Here is a 17,323-nt window from a genome sequence, read left to right as displayed (position 1 = left end):
TGCGGGGTTCCAAAACGCGGTCATCGTGGCTGACTTGGCCGGATGTGGTGGCTAACAGGGGACGTCGGGCACCATCCTTACTCGTGTCGCTCCGCCTGATCTACCTCGTGTTCTGCCGGATTGCCGGCTGGCTGTCCCTGCTCGCTCGGACCACCGCAGCCAAGGACCTGGAGATTCTGGTCCTGCGCCACGAGAACGCGGTCCTGCGCCGACAGAACCCCAAGCCCCGCCTGGACTGGGCCGACCGCGCGGCGCTCGCCGCCCTGATCAGGCTCCTGCCACGAACGTTGAAGCCCCATCGACTCGTCACCCCAGCCACGGTCCTTCGCTGGCATCGGCGGCTGGTCGCCCGCCACTGGACGTATCCACACCGGCTCGGGCGTCCGCCGATCGACCCCGCGCTGACCGCGCTAATCGAGCAGATGGCCCAGGACAACCCGGGCTGGGGCTACCAGCGAATTCAAGGAGAGCTGCTCGGCCTTGGTCACCGGATCGGTGCGTCAACGATCCGCAGGATCCTCAAACGCTGCGGGATACCGCCGGCACCTCGCCGCCACGACCACACCACGTGGCGACGATTCCTGCAAACCCAAGCATCGACCATGCTCGCCTGCGACTTCTTCCACGTGGACTGCGCGCTCACCCTCCAACGCCTGTACGTCTTCTTCGTGATCGAGATCGGTACCCGCTACGTACACGTCCTCGGCGTCACCACCAACCCAGACGGACAATGGACCACCCAGCAAGCCCGCAACTTGCTCATGGACCTGGGCGAGCGAGCCGACCAATTCAAGTTCCTGATCCGCGACCGGGCCGGGCAGTTCACCGACACCTTCGACACCGTCCTGGCCGACGCCGGTATCACCGTGTGCACGATCCCACCACGCAGCCCGCGAGCCAAAGCCTACGCGGAAAGGTTCGTCCTCACCGCCCGCAGCGAGGTCACCGACCGCATGCTCATCCTCGGAGAACGGCATCTACGCCGCACGCTTGCTGAATACACCCATCACTACAACGGGCGACGGCCACACCGAGCCCGGCAGTTGCAGCCACCGCGATCCGACCGTCCCGTCGTTGACCTGACCCACGAGCGGATCAAACGCCGACCCGTCCTCGGCGGGCTGATCACCGAGTACGAACGAGCCGCATAGAAACCCAGCTCAGGCCGAGTGACAGGGTTTTGGAACCCCACACGTTCGCGTCGGGCGGGAGGTCGATGATGAAGAACCAGCGGGTCTGACCGTTGGCGAGGCGGTAGTTGTAGACAGCCATCGGGCTGCACCTCCGCAGTAACGGGATCGGGGGGCACAGCCCACGCTAAGCGATCTCCGTTACTGCCAGCGTTACCGCAAGATCACAGACGATCTTCTATATCCGCTGGTGAATACCAGTCGGGACGGCCGGATTCGAACCGACGACCCCTTGTTACCGACCGTGACGGTATCGCACTTGTCATCGGTTGTCGAAAATGAGCAATGACCTGCAAAGACGGCCTCTTGAAGTGATCGCTGACTGTCACTGATTGTCGCTCTTGGGCAGGGGTTTTCGGGGGGTAAATGGGGGGCGAGCAGAGCACAAGCCGGGCGGACCGACCATGACGCCGATCGATAGGGCGGGGTCGGCCTGACGGTGACAGCCGAGCCGGCTACCCAGTCGGGGCGCGGGGAGCGCGCTGGTCGAGGGTCGAACGTGGCTCAGCCGAGCCACCGGCGGCGACGGGAGGGTTCGGCGGCCCGATTGGAGCGGTCTGATCTGGTCTCTGGGGGCTACGTTCCGCTACAGACACGTTCATAGGTCGCCGTCGTCAACTACCGGATCTGCCGATGTGCGCGCACCTGACCTTGCTTCAGGGCGCTTCTCCGACGTCAGGCGAACGCACGGGTGCGGCGGGCTGTGGCAACGGAACCCCGCTTACGGCTGGAAGTACTCCGACATCACGCGGCTGACCCATTCCGGCTGCTTGCTGTCGACCGGGAGGAACTCCGCCATCGTCGGCTTCAGGTCGATGACCGGGGTGCCCGAGACCGCATCGAGGCCCACCACCGTCAATTCGCGGCCGTGGACGGATTCGATAGCGCAGCACGTTACCCCGATGCGGTTCGGTCTGCGGGGACCGCGGCCAGCGAATATGCCAATGGGCGGGAGGTCGGAGCGGCCGCGGTAGGGGCGGGGTTCGCGGTAATCGCCGTGCTCCGGGAACTGGTCGAAGATGAAAAGAACCTCCACGTGGGAAAAGCCCTCCAGACCCTGGAGACACGCCTCGCCGAAGCGCTCGTCGATGGTGATCGTGCTGCGGACAGCACCCCAGTTGTCCGTGTGCTGGACGTCCGTCCGGTCGTTCCGGACCGTACCTATCGAAGTGATCTCGAAGCTCACCATGGCTCGAGGCTATCCGCAGCGCGCCCAAACCAGCGTCGAGGCCATCGCGCCGCCGTCGACCACGCCCTGACCCGCCAACGCGACCGCAGCCTTGCGTCCACTGGAACGTGGGCGATCGATGCTGCGGGTCCGGCCACGCGTCAGGTGCTCTCACCTCAATGCCGCCCCGATTTGCCGCCGTTCGTGCGTTACGGGCAGCTGGGCCGGATGTTGCGGCGTGCAGTCGGGTTGCCTCCGCGTCGGCCACACGGAATTCAAGAACGCTCAGGCTGGCGAAACTCGTGCCGCACGCCCGCGAGAACGCCGGGTTCGCAGGTGTCGTGCCACGCGACCTGCTTGCAGCCATCCGCTTCTGCCCCCGACCGCGCGCTACGCAGTATCACGACACCGGATCAAGCCCGGCGCCCGGTCGTGCCGAATTGAGGACGTTCGATCAGAGCGTCAAGTGGGACCGGTCAGGCGGGCCAGGAGCTCGCTTGACTGCGGGCTCGGAACCTGAAATCGCCGGTCGTTACCTGACCGGTGGGCGGCGCATCGCGATGTAGGTCGGGCCGCCGGGCACGAGGGGCAACGCGTCGTTGACGACGGTGAAGCCGAACCGTTGATAGAACGCCACGTTGTCCGGGTCGGAGGTCTCCAGGTAGGAGGCGGTGCTGGCGCGGTCGGCATGTCGAAGTCCCGCGGCGACGAGCCGGGATCCGTGGCCGTGGCCGTGGTGGCTCGGACGTACTCCGAGCACGACGAGGTACCAGTGCGGTTCGGTGGGGTGTGCGCGTGCGGCGTTGGACCCAAGGCGCATGAAGGCGGGGAAGGACCGGGGCGCGGCGATCATGGTCTGGATGAGTTTCGGCACGGCCCGCGCCTGCCGGGTGCCGGTCCAGGGGAACGCGCCCGGAGGCAGCCACACCGCGATGGCGGCTGTGGCGGCGGCATCGGTACTGGCGTACACGGAGCCGTATGGGATCGCGTCGCGCACGGTGGCTTCGAAGAACGGACGCAGTGCCTGCAAGCGGCGCCGAGGGTCAGGGAAGACGTGGCGGAATGCCGGGTAGGCGGCGTGGCTTGCGACCAGCACGTCCGCTCCTTGCCGGTGCTGTCCGCGGCGAAGTCTGATCGCGCCGGCGTTCACGGCGCAACCTCCCCGCGGACAACGGTAGGGATGGTCACGTTCGCGGTGCGGGCGCGGTGGGCGAGCCACTTGATCAGCGGCGCACCGACCGCATTGGGGATGAGCCAGCCCAGCCGCGCATACCAGGCCACGGCAGCTTCAGCGTTGTTGGTGCGAAGGATCGGCGTGATCTGCTCGTCCATGAGCCCATGGTGGCAGACGAGGGCGCTGACCCGAATGCGGGACATCCGCACATGCCGCCGACCGAGCGCCACGCCGAGTGACGGAACTGCGGTAACGTCGTCGCGCTCTTGCCGATGAGCGCACGTCTCGGCCTGTCCCTGGATCGGCTGCCTGCGGTCATCTGCGGCCCGCCGGAGGGGTCGCGGACCTTTTGGCAGCGACGGACACCTAAGAATTCCGGAAACCGGTCAGAGCCCCTGCCCGATTTCAACCAGATAGCCGTCGGGATCGCGCAGGTAGCACCGGATCTCCGTGCCGTGGTCCTTTGGCTCGGTGATGAAGTCCGCACCACGAGACTTCCACTCCTTGTAGAGCTTCCGGATGTCGGTAACTCGAACGTTCATCGCGCAGCTCAGAGTGTTGGGATCCGTTGGTGCCATGGCCCGCACCGTCGGCTTGTCATCGGTCGGGCCGCCCTCGACGTTGATTATGATGTAGCTGTTGAAGAACTTCATGATCAACGGATTGCTTTCGTGTACGCAGGTAGCTCCGAATACTCGCTCGTAGTATTCGCGCGACCGATCGAGATCGCGAACAATCAACAAGGTGGCGAGGAACATCCCGTCCTTAGGTTTGAAATAGTCGGGTGCCGCGTTGGCTAAAGTCACATGTACCCCCTCTTACCGGACCACCCTGAAAGATTCGGGCCGATGTCGGCGTTCCCGAAAAAGGCGGGCCGAAACCTCCGAGTCGCAGGGCTGGCGTGCTTCCCGTGTTTCAAAGTCAATCCGAGAGACGTAGGACCCAGGGTCATTGCGTTCTGGGGTTGCTGCTTCACCGATCACCGTTTCGTATCCGCGCGGCAGCTCGAGGATTCGATCATGAATATTTGCCAGCCGGGCGGCGCGAACCACGTCATCGAGGTGGGCATGCGGTACCGCCAGCGCGATGTTGTCCGCAACCGACGCGTGCAGCAGGCGAACGTCCTGGAAGACGAAGGAGACCATCCGGTAGAGCTCCCGACTGCCGAGCTCGCGCAGATCGGCACCGCCCAGGACGACCGAACCGTGGGTCGGGTCGAAGAACCGCGGCAACAGCTGAACCAACGTGGACTTCCCACTTCCCGATGGCCCAACGATCGCGGTGACCGTCCCCGGCTCGAGCACCAGGTCGATTCCGCGCAGCACCTCGTGATCGGCAACGTAGCCGAATCGAACGTCACGCAGTTCCACCCGGTGCCCCCGTGGTGCGACCGGGTGCGCAGGCTCCGGTAGCGACTGCACCTCGAGCACGTCCCGGATCCGGCCGACTGCGCGCCGGGCGGCCTGCATGTCGTCGAAGCCGTGGCCGAGGGCCGCCACCGGAGCGGTCAGGCCCAGTCCGAGCAGCATGAAGGGCAGCAGGTCGGCCGGGGCCATGCCGCCGTTCGTGATCAGAGCCGCACCGCCGATCAGCACGACCAACAGCACGAACGGCGGCGACAGCGCCAGGTGCATCCCAGCGGCGACCCCGGAGATACCGCGCACCCACCGGGTAAAGATGCCGACGAAATCGTCCGCGGCCGCGAGGAATTTACGGTGGGCGCGCTCGGATCCGCTGAACGCCTTGACCACCGAGATACCTTCTACGAACTCGACGACGGAACTCGCAATCCGTCCCATGGCCCCGTCGAACTCCTCCTGCTCGCGCAGCCGGGTCGGGGTCATCATCAGGGGGACCAGCAACACTGCCAGCACCACCGGTATCAGCGTGATCAGCGTGAGCCGCCAGTCGATGGTGAACAAGTAGATCAGCGACACCAGCGGCACCACGAATGCGGAGACGAGCTCGCCGGGGGCGTGGGCGATGAACGGGTGCACAGCACTTACGTCCTCCCCCACCACCTTTGCCAGCTCGCCGGTCCGGCGCCCGGAGAACCAGCCGATCGGTACGCGCCCCAGCCGCGCCGCCAGTTGCCGGCGAAACGACAGTTGTACCTGACCGTCGACAATATGCCCGATTCCGGATGATGCGGCCGTGAACAGCAGTCGGACGAACAAGCCCACCGCACCCACGATCACGACGGTCCAGACATGACCCTGATCGATCCGGCCGGGCGACAACAGAGTGCGACCCAATTCGACGACCGCCAGCAGCGGCGCCAGACCCGCGACAGCGCCGATGACCTGCAGGATGACAACAGCGGCGAAACTCCAGAGATAAGGGAGCAGTAGCCGTGCCATGCTCTGTCCCGCCGCGGAGTCGGCATCCGATGGTGGCGTGGACCGCTCCCTCGCCTCGGCAAGGTCTGTGGTGGTCATCGCTCTCCCGTCTTCTCGTCGCGACTAGGCACGTGGCCGAGCCGATGGTGGTATTCCCCGGGTTGGCCCATCAAGATCCGAGGTGGGGTCATCTGGGCACGGGGCCGAGCGACGAGCCGCCGACGGGTCAGTGGCCGTGGCTTCGGCTGCTGGCGGTAGCGGCCGCATGGGCGGTGTGTGAGCCGTGGAATGGTGTGGCGACCCCGTCGTAGCGGAGCTGCAGCATCATTCCCTGATGCTGGTGGGGCAGGTTGTGGCAGTGGTTCATCCAGATTCCGGGGTTTGTGGCCTGGAACGCGACCTCCCACACCTGGCCTGGGCGGACATCGAACGTGTCCACCCACAAGGGACTGCCGGTCGACGGCTTGCCGTTCCTGGACAGGATCAGCACGGCATGGCCGTGCAGATGCCAGGGGTGGGTTTCCAGGCTCCGGTTGACCACGGTGAACCGGACGAGATCGCCCTCGGCGACGAGCTGATCCGGGATCGACGGGTGACCACGGCCGTTGACGGTCTGCGCGTATGCCGGCCGGCCGTTGACCAGGGCCACACCGCGGTCCAGAACCATGGTGAAGTGCCGGTCGGCGCGGCTTCCGGCATCGAACGGCACGGCGGCCGGCGTTCCGTAGGCCAGCAGGTCGAGTTCAGGCCAGCCCGAGGTGTCCGCGACGGCCGTCTCCGCTCCGGCGGTGCCGGCCCGGCCATCCAGTCGCAACCGGAGGCCGCCGGCGTGATCGTTGTCGAGGACGAGCGCCACCGGAGTGTCCGGCATGACGAAGACCAGGTCGTACCGTCCGCCCGCGGGCAGGCGCAGCCCGGTGTCGCTGATCTCGCCGGGTTCGTGGAGATCCCGGCCGTCGACGGCCGCCACCCGGAAGGGCGTTCCGGCGAGCGCGAACCGGTGCGGGTCCGAGTCGGTGTTGATCAGCCGCAACCGCACGTTCGTACCGGCTGCGGCGGTGTGGTCGGTGCGCCCGTCCTGGTCGGCGAGCACGACGGTGCCGTCGAAGGTGTGCACGGGCAGCGTCAGATCCAGCTGCCCGCTGGCGGCAGCGGCGCTTTCCACCTGCTGTCCGCGTGGCGTCACGACGAGGGTCCCGTACAACCCTCGGCGCACTCCGTGGTGAGACGCCTGGTGGGTGTGGTACCAGTAGGTACCCACCTGATCGGCGCGGAACCGGTAGACGAACTGCTCGCCAGGTGCCACCACGTCCTGGGTCACCCCCGGCGCGCCGTCCTCACCGCACGGCACGTCGTAGCCGTGCCAGTGCAGGGTCACTCCGTCGTCGATGTCGGTGTTACGTAGCGTCACCTCGATCAGATCGCCAACGGTGGCGGTGATCGGCGTACCGGGTAGCCGCCCGTCGTAGGTCAATGCGTGGATCTCACGTCCGGACGGGAGCCGGACGGTGGCGGCCTGCGCGGTGAGTACGTACTGCCGCCTGGTGCCGCCCGGTGCCGGTGCGGCGGCCCCGCGCAGGTCGGCCACCGAAACCACCGGCCCGGAGCCGGACGAGCCCCCGGGACCACCTCCGGTAGCGACGGATTCGGCCGGCATGAACAACAGGCCGACGCCGGTGCTGCCGGTGCCCACCACGACTGCTCCAGCCCCCGCGAAGCCGATGAACCCGCGGCGCGAAACCCCGGGCGTTCCCTGCGGTGCCTGGGTGGTCGCGATGTCGGCGTCGCCGGTGGTGTCGTCGGCGTCAGCGGCGCCCGCAGTATCGGTGATGTCGACCGGTGCCGCTACGACGCGCGCGGTCAACAGCGCGCCCGCGCAGACGAAGGAGCAGGCGATAAACGCGGTGCTCCAGGTCAGGGGATAACCGACCAGGAAGGTCACCACGAGCCCGGCCAGGGCCGCGTATCCGGCGGTGAGCAGCAAGACCACACCACTTGCCGGTATCCCGGCGTCGGGCGCGCGCCTCGCCGCGAGTAGCCGCGGACCGGCGATCAGGACGGCGGCCAACCCGGCGGCTCCAACCATCGGCAGGCCCAACAGCACCTTCTCCTGCACGAACCACCAGCCCCGACCGGCCAGCATCGCCACCGTGACCACCCGGGCGAGATTCACGAGCACGGCCGCCGCAAGGAGGCCGAGCGCGGGCCGGACTCGCCGGGCGGCCGCGGTGGCGCCGGTCGTGAACCACGCGGCCACGCTCAGCAGGGCGACCACATGGTCCACGATGATCAACTGATCGGCTGTCATGACACCAGCTGAGTCGGTCCGGACGCCCCCGCGCCGTTGCCCGCGCCGGCCGGTCGATCGGTCACCGCAGACCTCGACAGCGCTCGCGCCCGCCGGGCGACGGTCCCGGCCACTGCCAGGATCATCAGACCGTTGACCGCGTGCAGACCGAAGACGAGCTGGCCGGCTGCCGTACTGGTGCCGCCCGTGTCGTCGAACGCACCGGCGAACTCCCGGATCAGAACCTGTACAACAACCAGCCCGGCGACCAGACCAGTCATCCCGATGAGCCGGCCGGGCATCCGGGCCAGCACGGCGACGATCGTCAATAAGACCGCGAAGAAGAAGATCACATAGCCCAGCGCACGATGCATCTGGAAGGACTCGTCCTTGGGCGCCGTGTTGAACGCAGCGCTCGCGGCGAGGAAGAACTGTACGACGATGACCAGCGCCAGCAGGGCCGCAAGGCCGGCAAATAACCTACGCAAAATCTACTCCTTCAGATTGGTTGAGTCACGACATGTGATTCGGGCATCGCGCCCGACATGGACGACCGTCTGTCGCCGACGGCGCTCGCCGTCGTACGGGCGGCGGCTGCCGAGAGTTGCCGGCAGCGCCGTCTGCCTCACTGAGGAAGATCCGCCTCGCCACCCCAGGTACCCGCCTCATTCGGCCAAGGCGCGGCGCAGGGCGGCGGCAAGTTCGGCGAGCTGCCGCTGGGACACGTTGGCGGACATGACCGCCAGTGAGCCGTGGAAGGTGCCCGGCCACTGGTGAAGCTCGACCGGGACGCCCGCCTGGAGCAGGCGGAGTGCGTAGGCGATGCCCTCGTCGCGGAGCGGGTCGAATTCGGCGGTGGAGATGTAGGCCGGGGGAAGGCCGGACAGGTCGTCGGCCCTGGCCGGGGCGGCGTACGGTGTGGCGGGCCGGGCGCCCAGGTAGTGCCGCCACGCCGCGCTGATCACGTCGCGATCGTGCAAGGGCGTGTCGGTGAAGTTCCGCTGCGACCAGGTCTCCTGGCGGTCGTCGAGCATGGGCTCGTTGAGCAGTTGGAAGCGGACCGGCGGCCCCTGCTTGTCACGCGCTCGCAACGTCACTGCGGCGGCGAGCCCGGCGCCGGCGCTGTGTCCTCCGACGGCGATCCGAGCCGGGTCGATCCCGAGCTCGGCCGCGTGTTCGGCGGTCCAGGACAGTACGGCGTAGGTGTCGTCCAAGGCGGCCGGGAACCGGTGCTCGGGGGATCGGCGGTAGTGCACCGAGATCACCGCCGTGTCGGCGGCGGCCGCGATCCGGGCGGCGAGGTGGTGATCGGTGTCCAGGTCCCCCATGATCCAGCTCCCGCCGTGCAGCCAGACGAGGGCGCTCCGCGCCCCATGCGGGTGGTAGATGCGCACCGGCACGTCGGGATCGGCGGACACGGTGTGGTCGTCGACCTGCATCGCGGATGTGTCCGGCGCCGGGGCCGCCGCGGCGCGTGCGGCGTAGTTCTCGCGGGCGGTGACCGGGTCGGTCAGGTCGGTCTTCGGGATCAACGGCAGGAATGGTTCGAGTTCGGGATCCATGAGGCCATCCTGGCCGTCGATGTCCAGGGGGTCATCCGCCAACTGTCGGGCATCGAACCCGGGTTACCCACCGAACGGCGCACCGGCCGGCGGCTATCCTTACGCCACATGGAGGCTCTCGCCGAACGGCTGTCGCATCTGGACTCGCATACGCATGGCGCGCTCCGCGTCATCGCGTTCTACGACACCTTGATGCGCCGACGGGTGGATCTCCCGGCGCTCGCCCGGGCCTCCGCGGGCCTGGCCGGGTGCGTGGCCGGCATCCGGCTCCACGGAACGGGGCGGGTGATGCGCGTCTCGCCCGAGGGCCGGGAGGTGGCCCTTCCCGCGCAATCCGCGTCCGCCACAGCGGCGATCACGCTCGACGAGGAGGAGATCGGCACGGTGTGGCTGGAACGCCTTGGCCCGCCGAACGCGCTCGACGACGTGCTCCTGGACCGGTTCGCCCTCGCCGCTGCCGCGATCACCGAACGGTACGGCCCGGCCCGCACCACCATGGCCGACCCCGCCCTCGTCGAACTGGTGATCAGCTCCGACGGCGACGAGGCGGCCCGAGCCCGGGCGCTGCGGCTCCTGGGGTTTGCCGACGACCTGCCGGTCCGCGTCGTCGCCGTACACGCGCAGCTGCCACTCGACCAGGTCGGCGCCCTGGTCTGCCCGGCCCGCACGGTCAAGGCCGCGCGGATCGCCGACGTGGGCGTCATCCTGGCGACCACCATGGACCAGGCCCGGTTTCCGGCGGGCGTACGTGCGGGCATCGGTAGCGTCGGGCGTCCTGACCGGTCCTGGCGGCAAGCCCGCACCGCTCTTCGCTTTACCACCCCACGCCGCCCGGTGGTTTCCTACGCCGAACTGGGGGCCTTGGCGCTGCTCGCGCAGGTGCCCCAGGACAGCATGCGCGACAACGCCGACGTGGCCGCACTCGCCCGCCTAGCCGACAACCCTCATCAGGATGTGGAGACGCTGGACGCCTACTGCGCCACCGGCTCCCTGCGCCGGGCCGCCGATCTCCTTCACCTGCACCACAGCAGCGTTGCCGGCCGGCTCGAACGGATCGGCAAGACCCTGGGGATCGAACTCACCGAGCCCACTGGCTTGGTACGGGCCGGGCTCGCCCTCACCGCATGGCGGCTACTCAACGACTGAGGAAGACGTGCAACGCCACTGGGCCGATGAGCGCTTCTCGCAAACGGTCCTTTGTCCGAGCAAGATCAAAGAGAGCCGTGCGGAGACCACAAAGTGCCGGTTCGGTTCGCAGAACTCGTTCTCACTCAAAGGCGGGTTCGGGGTACTTCTGAGAATCGTTTGTGACAACATCCACGGTCATGACCGTCCCTCAAGAGGCTTCCCCGAGCGACGCCGACGACGTCGAACGCCACCCGTGCCCGCGGTGCACGGCCGACCCCGGCTCGCCGTGCCGCTCGCGCTCCGGCGCGGTCGCCGGCACTTACCACACCGGCCGCTTCACCAAGGTGCCCCGGCTCGCGAAGCTCCTGCGCGTGCCGACCCCAACCGACCGCGGGCCGGGCCAGCCATGGCGGCCGGGCACTCCGGTCCCGCTCGCCCTCGCGCCGGACACCCCGACCGCCGACATCCGCATCGGGTACGCGAGGTGGTCGACGCTCACCCAGGAACTCCAGTCGCAGCTAGACGCCCTCGCCAAGCACGGCATCCCGCGCGACAAGGTGTTCTCCGAGAAGATCAGCACCCGCGTGCGCGTGAGGCCCCAGTTCGAGGCCGCGCTCGCGCTGGCCCGCCAGATCAAGACCCATGCCCCGCACTGCCGGGTCATCTTCACCGTGTACGAGATGAAGCGCCTCGGCCGCGACGCCGCCGAACTCACCGCGCTCGCCGACCACCTCACAGCCCACGGCCTGGTCCTGGAGATGCTCGCCGGACCCCTGCCCGGGATGTACGACCCCAGCGGGCCCGGCCGCCTGCTGTTCGCGTTCTTCGCCGCGATGGCGGAGACCGAGCGAGAGAACATCCGGGAGTCCACCCTCGAAGGGCTCGACGCGGCGGCCCGCAAGGGCATGCACGGCGGCCGGCCGCCCGTCATCACCGACGACATGCTGCACACCGTGCTCCGGCGCCGCGCGAACGGCGAGTCGGTCGAGCAGATCCAGCCCGACCTGATCATCCCCACCGGCAAGCGCAAGGGCCAGGCCCCCAGCGTCGCGAGCATCTACCGCGCACTCGCCGAGCACGAGAAGAAGGAGGCGTATCCCGAGGCCGTCGCCCAGGCGCACGCCGACTTCGCCGACCTCCAAGACGGCGACGACATCCCCCGCCCCCGCCGAGTCCGCATCCGCCGCCCGAACGATCCGTTCACCCCGGAGGAATCCGATCTCCGGCAGCGCCTCCAGGACCAGGTCCTCCAGCCCACGGAGACCGAATAGCCAGCAAGATCAATCTCACCGGGATTTCCTGTACCTCAACTACTCACACCCGATGCCCCTCCATCGGCACTGACCGTCGCAGCCCACGACCTGGAGTGAACTCCAGGTCAACCCGCCTGGTCGTGGGCCGCCCGCCGGTGACATTATCTGCGGGATGCCCCCTTCCCTCCAGGTCGGTCCGTACACCGTCATCGCGCTCGCCGACGGCGCGGGCCCCTTCTTCTCCCCCAGGTCGGAGGCGTTCCCCGATGCCACCACCGAGCAGTGGGCGGCGGCCGACCGGCTCGATCCCGACGCGCTCGACGCCGACGGGCGCTGGCGGCTCCAGTTCCGCGCGTTCGCGATCCGTAGCGACCAGGGTGTGACGCTGGTCGATGCGGGGATCGGCCCGGCCGACAGCCCGGCGGCCTCATGGGCGCCCGTGCCCGGGGCGCTCCCGGCCTCGCTGGCCGCCGCGGGTATCGAGCCATCCGATGTAGACACCGTGGTGCTCACACACCTCCACACCGACCACGTGGGCTGGGCCGTCGTCGGCGGCGAGCAGGCGCGGCCGTTCTTCCCGAACGCCGAATACCTGTTGCAGCAGGCCGAACTTGACGCTATCGAGGAGGTCAACCCGCAGCTGCGGGTCGCTGTGATCGACCCCCTCCGGAAGACCGACCAGCTACGGCTGCTCGACGGCGACTCCCCGCTGCGCGGCGGCGAGCGCGTGTTCGCCACGCCCGGTCACACACCCGGGCACCAGAGCGTGCTCCTCGAGTCCGGGCGCGACCTGGTCGCCGTCACCGGTGACCTGCTCGTGCACGCGATCCAACTGCTCCACCCCGAACTCGCCTACGCCCACGAGATGGACGTTGAGCAGGCAAGGCACTCAAGGGAACAGGTGCTTCGCAGCCGGGCCGCCGGCACGCTCTACCTCGCGACACCGCACCTGACCGAGCCGTTCATCGCCCGCTGACCCACCCGGCGGGGCCGGTCATTCCGCGAGCACGCGCAGCCGCCCGGCCGTCTAGAGCCCGGTACCTGGGTCACCCCTGCCGTCAACGGGCCTGGTCAGCGGCCTACTTGGGGAACTCTACGATCCGGGCAGTCGGCGGAACCCGCCGCCCCTCCTCCTTCATCAGGCACCGGCCGTGGGCGAGGCCGGGAACTCAGCGACTATTGCTCATCCGTCTCCCGCTTCCTCGCCGAGGGCGACGCAGCCGAGGATCCCGGGTAGACCGCGCACGGGACCCCAAGATCAACTCATGACCCCTCTGACCCGTATATTGCCCGCGAGATCTCGCCCGAGCCGCGTCCAGCCGCTCGGTCAGGGCCGCCGTCACACACCGAACGAGCGCAGCGGGCGCAGGCCGTGTTCGTCGAGCTTGGCCAGCTCCGCTTCGACGTCGACGGTGATGGTGCCGAAGAAGTTGACGTTCTCGCTGTGCGCCGGGGAGATGTGGGCCAGCAGCTCGTCGGGGATGTCGCGGCCGGCGGCGCGTAGCCGGTCGACGGCCATGGCGTAGTACTCGGTGGTCCAGGTGATCACGGCGTTGGTCAGCACGGTCAGGCACCACGCCTGGTCGGTCTGCTGTTCCAGGTGCCGGCGGCGGATGCTGCCCTGGTTGGCGTAGTGCAGGTCGCGGCGCAGCGCGTGTAGCGACTCGCCCTTGTTGAGCTGCCGGGCGATCTTGCGCCGGTACATCGGATCGGACAGGTACTTCGCGCAGTGGATGGTGCGCCGCAGCGTCCCCCACTCCTTGAGCGCGGTGGCCAAGGTGTTCTGCCGCGACGCCGCCGACCACTTGCCAACGATCAGCGAGGCGGTGGCCTGCCCGAACTTCAGCGACCCCGCCATGCGTAGCAGATCCGGCCACACCTCCACGATCAGGTCCTGATCGAGGCGGTCGGTCAGCAGCGGCCCGGCATGCGGGTACCGGGCGTTGACCACCGTCGGGGTGTCGTCGCGGCACAAGGTGACCTTTCCCAGGTCCCGGATCCGCGGGGTGAGCGCCTTGCCGACCAGGTCGAACAACGCGAAGTTGATCAGTGTGACGCCGTGGGTGTCCGTGGCGTGCTCGACGATCGGCAGGTCGGTGGCGTTGCCGAGGAAGTCGTCGAGCACGTAGTGGGCCTCGCGGGTGGTCGGCACGATCACCTTTGTGCCGTAGGTGGAATGCTGGTCGGACACGTGCGTGTAGGTCGACAGGCCCTCGTCGGCGAAGAACGTGTTCATCGCCCGCGCGGTCAGCGACTTGCCCCGGGTCGGGAACCGCTGCCCGTCGGAGGACGACATCGTGCCCCCGCCGAAGACCTTCGCGAACTCCAGCCCGTGGTGGTGGTTGACGATCACCGTGTTGGCCTCCCGCAGGGTCTCCTCCCGCACGTACCACTCCTGCGTCCAGGACAGGACGTCGTAGGGCACCCCGCACGCCTCGGCCATCTTCACCAGGCCCAGGTTGGTGGCGTTCGCGATCAGCACGGCCAGGATGTTGCGCTTGAGCTCACCCGACATGGCCCGCTTGCGCCCACCGGCGTGGGTAAAGCAGGACAGGAACCCGGTGCGGTGGTCCAACTCGATCAGCAGCGAGGCGATCGGCGCGAACGGCAGCATCCCGGCCAGCTCCTCCTTGACCGCGGTGGCCTCGGCCGGCACGTCCTCGGCTGACAGCGGCGGGATGACCAGGTTGCCCTGGTCGTCCAGGCGCACCGAACCCACCTCGTCCGGGCCCGTCGACGCGAGGACTCGTTCCAGGTCGTCCAGGGCAGTGTGCAGCTCGTCCAGGCCCTGTTCCAGGCCGGCCCGCCCGTCGGCGGGCTTGCCGACCAGCGCGCAGAACTCCTCCCGCCGCGTCGTCCACACCTGCGGGGTGAACAGGTACGAGCTGGGGTCGGCGTACCGGCGGCTGCCGGGCACGAACACGTCGCCGGAGCGCAGCCCGTCACGAACTCCGAGCAGCACGCACAGCTCCCAGTAGTGCCGGTAGGACACGTCGTCGCCTTGCCGCTGGGCGCGGGTCAGGTAGTCGCGGTAGCGGGCCGGCACGAACCCGTCGGGCGCCGACGCCGGGACCTTGCGGGTCCCGGTACGGCTCAACTCGGCCAGCACGGCGAGCGCGGCCATCAGCTCGTCGGTGCCCGGACCGCCCTGGAAGCCGATCGCGGCCAGCACGTGCGGCACGAACTGGCGCAAATAATTGTAGGAGGCGTTCATCTCCGACAACCTGCCGTTGTCGCGCGGCAGCGCCGGCCAGCCCACTGCGACGGCCTCCCGCAATCGGCCCATCCCGATCTGCCCCCGCAGCAGCCCGCCCACCTGCTCGTCGGGGATACCCGGGTCGGCCAGCACCGGCAGGATCAGATACAGAAGCGCCTGGCGGGACTCGCCCCGCTTGCCCCGCTCGGCCAGGGCCCTGTCGGTGCGGACTTTCGCCCGAGCCTCCCGGGCGGAAACCGCCTGGTCGAACAGCCCCACCACTTCGTCGAAAAGATCGACGGCCGACTGCGCCACCAGGGTCAGCAGGATCGGGTACCGCCGCTCGGCCTCCCGCCGCTCCAGGCCCTGCCCGGTCGATCGACGGCCGATCGTGGCCAAGAACCGGCGCCGCTCAGCGGCCAGCATCGACAGGTCGATCAGGTGCCCGTCCATGCCCCGAACCCAGGTCAGCTTCTCGATCGACGTCTTGATCGACGTCGCCGTGGCGTCGACCGCCGGTTTGGTCAGCCACGCCAGGCGGGTCATCCCCAACCCGGCGTCCACGCGGGGCAGCAGGTCCAGGTCGGCGGTCATCTGCTCGGTCAACAGCGGCGCGATCAGATCGTGCGTCACCGTCGTGGCCGTCGCCCGGGCCGTGGCAACCATCTCCAGCAGGCTGACCACCCCGGGTCGCACCGTCCGGGCGGCGACCAGGTACTCACACGCCAGGTTGAACAGGGTCGTCGGCGAATCGTGCTCCATCGCCCGCCCCAGCAGGAACTCCTCCAACTCCTTCAGCTCGACCCCGCCGGTCGGCGCGGTCCTCCACCCGAGGTAGTCACACACCAGCCGCAGAGGTTCCGTACGGGTCTGCGCACGCTCCCCGTAACGGTCCAGGGCCCGCAGGTCGACGCCAAGCCGGCCAGCCAGCCGCATCACCGCCACCGGCGGCGCCGCACGCACCTCATCGGGCACGAACCCCAACCACGGCAGCGTGCACAACTGCACGGCCAACCCGAGCCGGTCCGTCGGCCCCCGGCCCCGACCCGGATCGACAAACGCGACGTCCGCCAGCGTGAGCGTGAAGAACCGGATCAGCTCGGCAGTGTCGATGTCCGGATACGACTTTAGCCGCTCCATCTCGTCATCAGGGAACAACCGCGTCGCCATCGCACACTCCCTACATCACCCGACAAACAGCCGTGAACGTAGTGGAGTGCATCACTACGACGATCATCGACCCCCACGTTTACGCAGGTCAGCCAAATCCGTTGATTTTTCCGCCAGGACTACCGGAACCCCTGGAAGGGGTCGGGATAGTGTGCGTCGGCTACGTCAGGGTCAGTAGCGTCGAGCAGAACATCGTCCGCCAACTCGGCGGCATCGCCGTCGAGCGGACCTTCACCGACAAGGCTTCCGGCAAGGACACCACCCGCCCGAAGCTCGATGAGCTGCTGGCGTTCGTCCGCGACGGCGACACCGTGATCGTGCACTCGATGGACCGGCTCGCCCGCAACCTGGACGACCTGCGCCGGCTCGTGCGGACCCTGACCGGCAAGGGCGTGCGGGTGGAGTTCGTCAAGGAGAACCTCACCTTCACCGGCGAGGACTCCCCGATGGCCACCCTGCTTCTGTCGGTCATGGGGGCCTTCGCCGAGTTCGAGCGCGCCCTGATCCTGGAACGCCAGCGCGAGGGCATCGCCGCGGCAAAACAGCGCGGCGTCTACACCGGCCGCAAACCCGCCCTCACCGACGAGCAGGCACACCAGTTGCGCCGGCGCGTGGCCGCCGGCGAGCGGAAATCCGTGTTGGCCACCGAGTTCGGCATCAGCCGCGAGACCGTGTACAGCTACTTGCGGGCTGAGACCGTCACGAGGTGAGGGGCGAATGGCTCCACGGGTAGGGAACATCGGCGCCAACTTGTAGATCATGGCGAGTTCAGTCGGTGGAAGCATTTGCCTCGACGAGTTCGGTGAATATCTCGGAGGGCTTCTTCCAGTCGTGGATCTTACGGGGTCGGTCGTTG

Annotated in this window: 15 protein-coding genes; 5 read left to right on the top strand and 10 right to left on the bottom strand. The window is 68.2% G+C overall.

The window, feature by feature from the left end:
• The first annotated feature begins 83 nt into the window (after positions 1-83).
• Entirely contained in the window at positions 84-1,151 is a 1,068-nt protein-coding gene (locus AB0I41_RS30535; RefSeq protein ID WP_357114049.1) for an integrase core domain-containing protein, read from the top strand.
• Here AB0I41_RS30535 and AB0I41_RS30530 read toward each other — a convergent pair.
• The 9 genes from AB0I41_RS30530 to AB0I41_RS30490 all read right to left on the bottom strand — a co-directional run bounded on the left by AB0I41_RS30530 (position 1,126) and on the right by AB0I41_RS30490 (position 9,720).
• A complete protein-coding gene (locus AB0I41_RS30530) occupies positions 1,126-1,272 on the bottom strand; it encodes a hypothetical protein (RefSeq protein WP_357114048.1) in 147 nt (48 codons plus the stop codon). The two genes, AB0I41_RS30535 and AB0I41_RS30530, sit on opposite strands and share 26 nt — an antisense overlap.
• Positions 1,273-1,911: 639 nt before the next feature.
• Positions 1,912-2,379, bottom strand: coding sequence for an SAM-dependent methyltransferase (locus AB0I41_RS30525; RefSeq protein ID WP_357114047.1), 468 nt, complete (start codon positions 2,377-2,379; stop codon positions 1,912-1,914).
• A gap of 511 nt (positions 2,380-2,890) precedes the next feature.
• Positions 2,891-3,454 carry a GNAT family N-acetyltransferase gene (locus tag AB0I41_RS30520; protein WP_357114046.1) on the bottom strand — a complete coding sequence of 188 codons (564 nt, stop codon included), beginning with the start codon at positions 3,452-3,454 and terminating at the stop codon, positions 2,891-2,893.
• 50 nt (positions 3,455-3,504) lie between these two features.
• Positions 3,505-3,690: a hypothetical protein gene (locus AB0I41_RS30515; protein WP_357114045.1), complete on the bottom strand. Its 186-nt coding sequence runs from the start codon at positions 3,688-3,690 to the stop codon at positions 3,505-3,507.
• A 228-nt stretch (positions 3,691-3,918) separates the two neighbouring features.
• Positions 3,919-4,338, bottom strand: coding sequence for a VOC family protein (locus tag AB0I41_RS30510; RefSeq protein WP_357114044.1), 420 nt, complete (start codon positions 4,336-4,338; stop codon positions 3,919-3,921).
• A gap of 12 nt (positions 4,339-4,350) precedes the next feature.
• Positions 4,351-5,970 carry an ABC transporter ATP-binding protein gene (locus AB0I41_RS30505; protein WP_357114043.1) on the bottom strand — a complete coding sequence of 540 codons (1,620 nt, stop codon included), beginning with the start codon at positions 5,968-5,970 and terminating at the stop codon, positions 4,351-4,353.
• Positions 5,971-6,097: 127 nt separating this feature from the next.
• Positions 6,098-8,179: a multicopper oxidase family protein gene (locus tag AB0I41_RS30500; protein ID WP_357114042.1), complete on the bottom strand. Its 2,082-nt coding sequence runs from the start codon at positions 8,177-8,179 to the stop codon at positions 6,098-6,100.
• On the bottom strand, positions 8,176-8,646 hold the full coding sequence (locus tag AB0I41_RS30495; protein ID WP_357114041.1) for a DUF6220 domain-containing protein: 471 nt from the start codon (positions 8,644-8,646) through the stop codon (positions 8,176-8,178). Before AB0I41_RS30495 ends, AB0I41_RS30500 begins: the two co-directional genes overlap by 4 nt.
• A 177-nt stretch (positions 8,647-8,823) precedes the next feature.
• Positions 8,824-9,720 (bottom strand): alpha/beta hydrolase, encoded by an 897-nt coding sequence (locus AB0I41_RS30490; RefSeq protein WP_357114040.1) that lies wholly within the window; start codon positions 9,718-9,720, stop codon positions 8,824-8,826.
• Between the two features lie 108 nt (positions 9,721-9,828).
• Between AB0I41_RS30490 and AB0I41_RS30485 the strand changes: the two genes are divergently transcribed.
• From AB0I41_RS30485 to AB0I41_RS30475, 3 genes are all read left to right on the top strand, one after another.
• Positions 9,829-10,866 carry a helix-turn-helix domain-containing protein gene (locus AB0I41_RS30485; protein ID WP_357114039.1) on the top strand — a complete coding sequence of 346 codons (1,038 nt, stop codon included), beginning with the start codon at positions 9,829-9,831 and terminating at the stop codon, positions 10,864-10,866.
• Between the two features lie 179 nt (positions 10,867-11,045).
• Complete coding sequence (locus AB0I41_RS30480) at positions 11,046-12,119, top strand: recombinase family protein (protein ID WP_357114038.1); 1,074 nt, start codon at positions 11,046-11,048, stop codon at positions 12,117-12,119.
• A 154-nt stretch (positions 12,120-12,273) separates the two neighbouring features.
• Positions 12,274-13,077, top strand: a complete 804-nt coding sequence (locus AB0I41_RS30475; RefSeq protein ID WP_357114037.1) for an MBL fold metallo-hydrolase — start codon at positions 12,274-12,276, stop codon at positions 13,075-13,077.
• 363 nt (positions 13,078-13,440) lie between these two features.
• On the opposite strand, the gene AB0I41_RS30470 is transcribed toward AB0I41_RS30475, so the two are convergent.
• Complete coding sequence (locus AB0I41_RS30470; protein WP_357114036.1) at positions 13,441-16,467, bottom strand: Tn3 family transposase; 3,027 nt, start codon at positions 16,465-16,467, stop codon at positions 13,441-13,443.
• Positions 16,468-16,616: 149 nt separating this feature from the next.
• Between AB0I41_RS30470 and AB0I41_RS30465 the strand changes: the two genes are divergently transcribed.
• Positions 16,617-17,177 carry a recombinase family protein gene (locus AB0I41_RS30465; RefSeq protein ID WP_357114055.1) on the top strand — a complete coding sequence of 187 codons (561 nt, stop codon included), beginning with the start codon at positions 16,617-16,619 and terminating at the stop codon, positions 17,175-17,177.
• Positions 17,178-17,323: the final 146 nt, after the last annotated feature.

This window comes from Micromonospora sp. NPDC050200 (assembly GCF_040656135.1).
Taxonomy (GTDB): domain Bacteria; phylum Actinomycetota; class Actinomycetes; order Mycobacteriales; family Micromonosporaceae; genus Micromonospora.
This window is presented reverse-complemented; position numbering and strand designations above follow the sequence as displayed.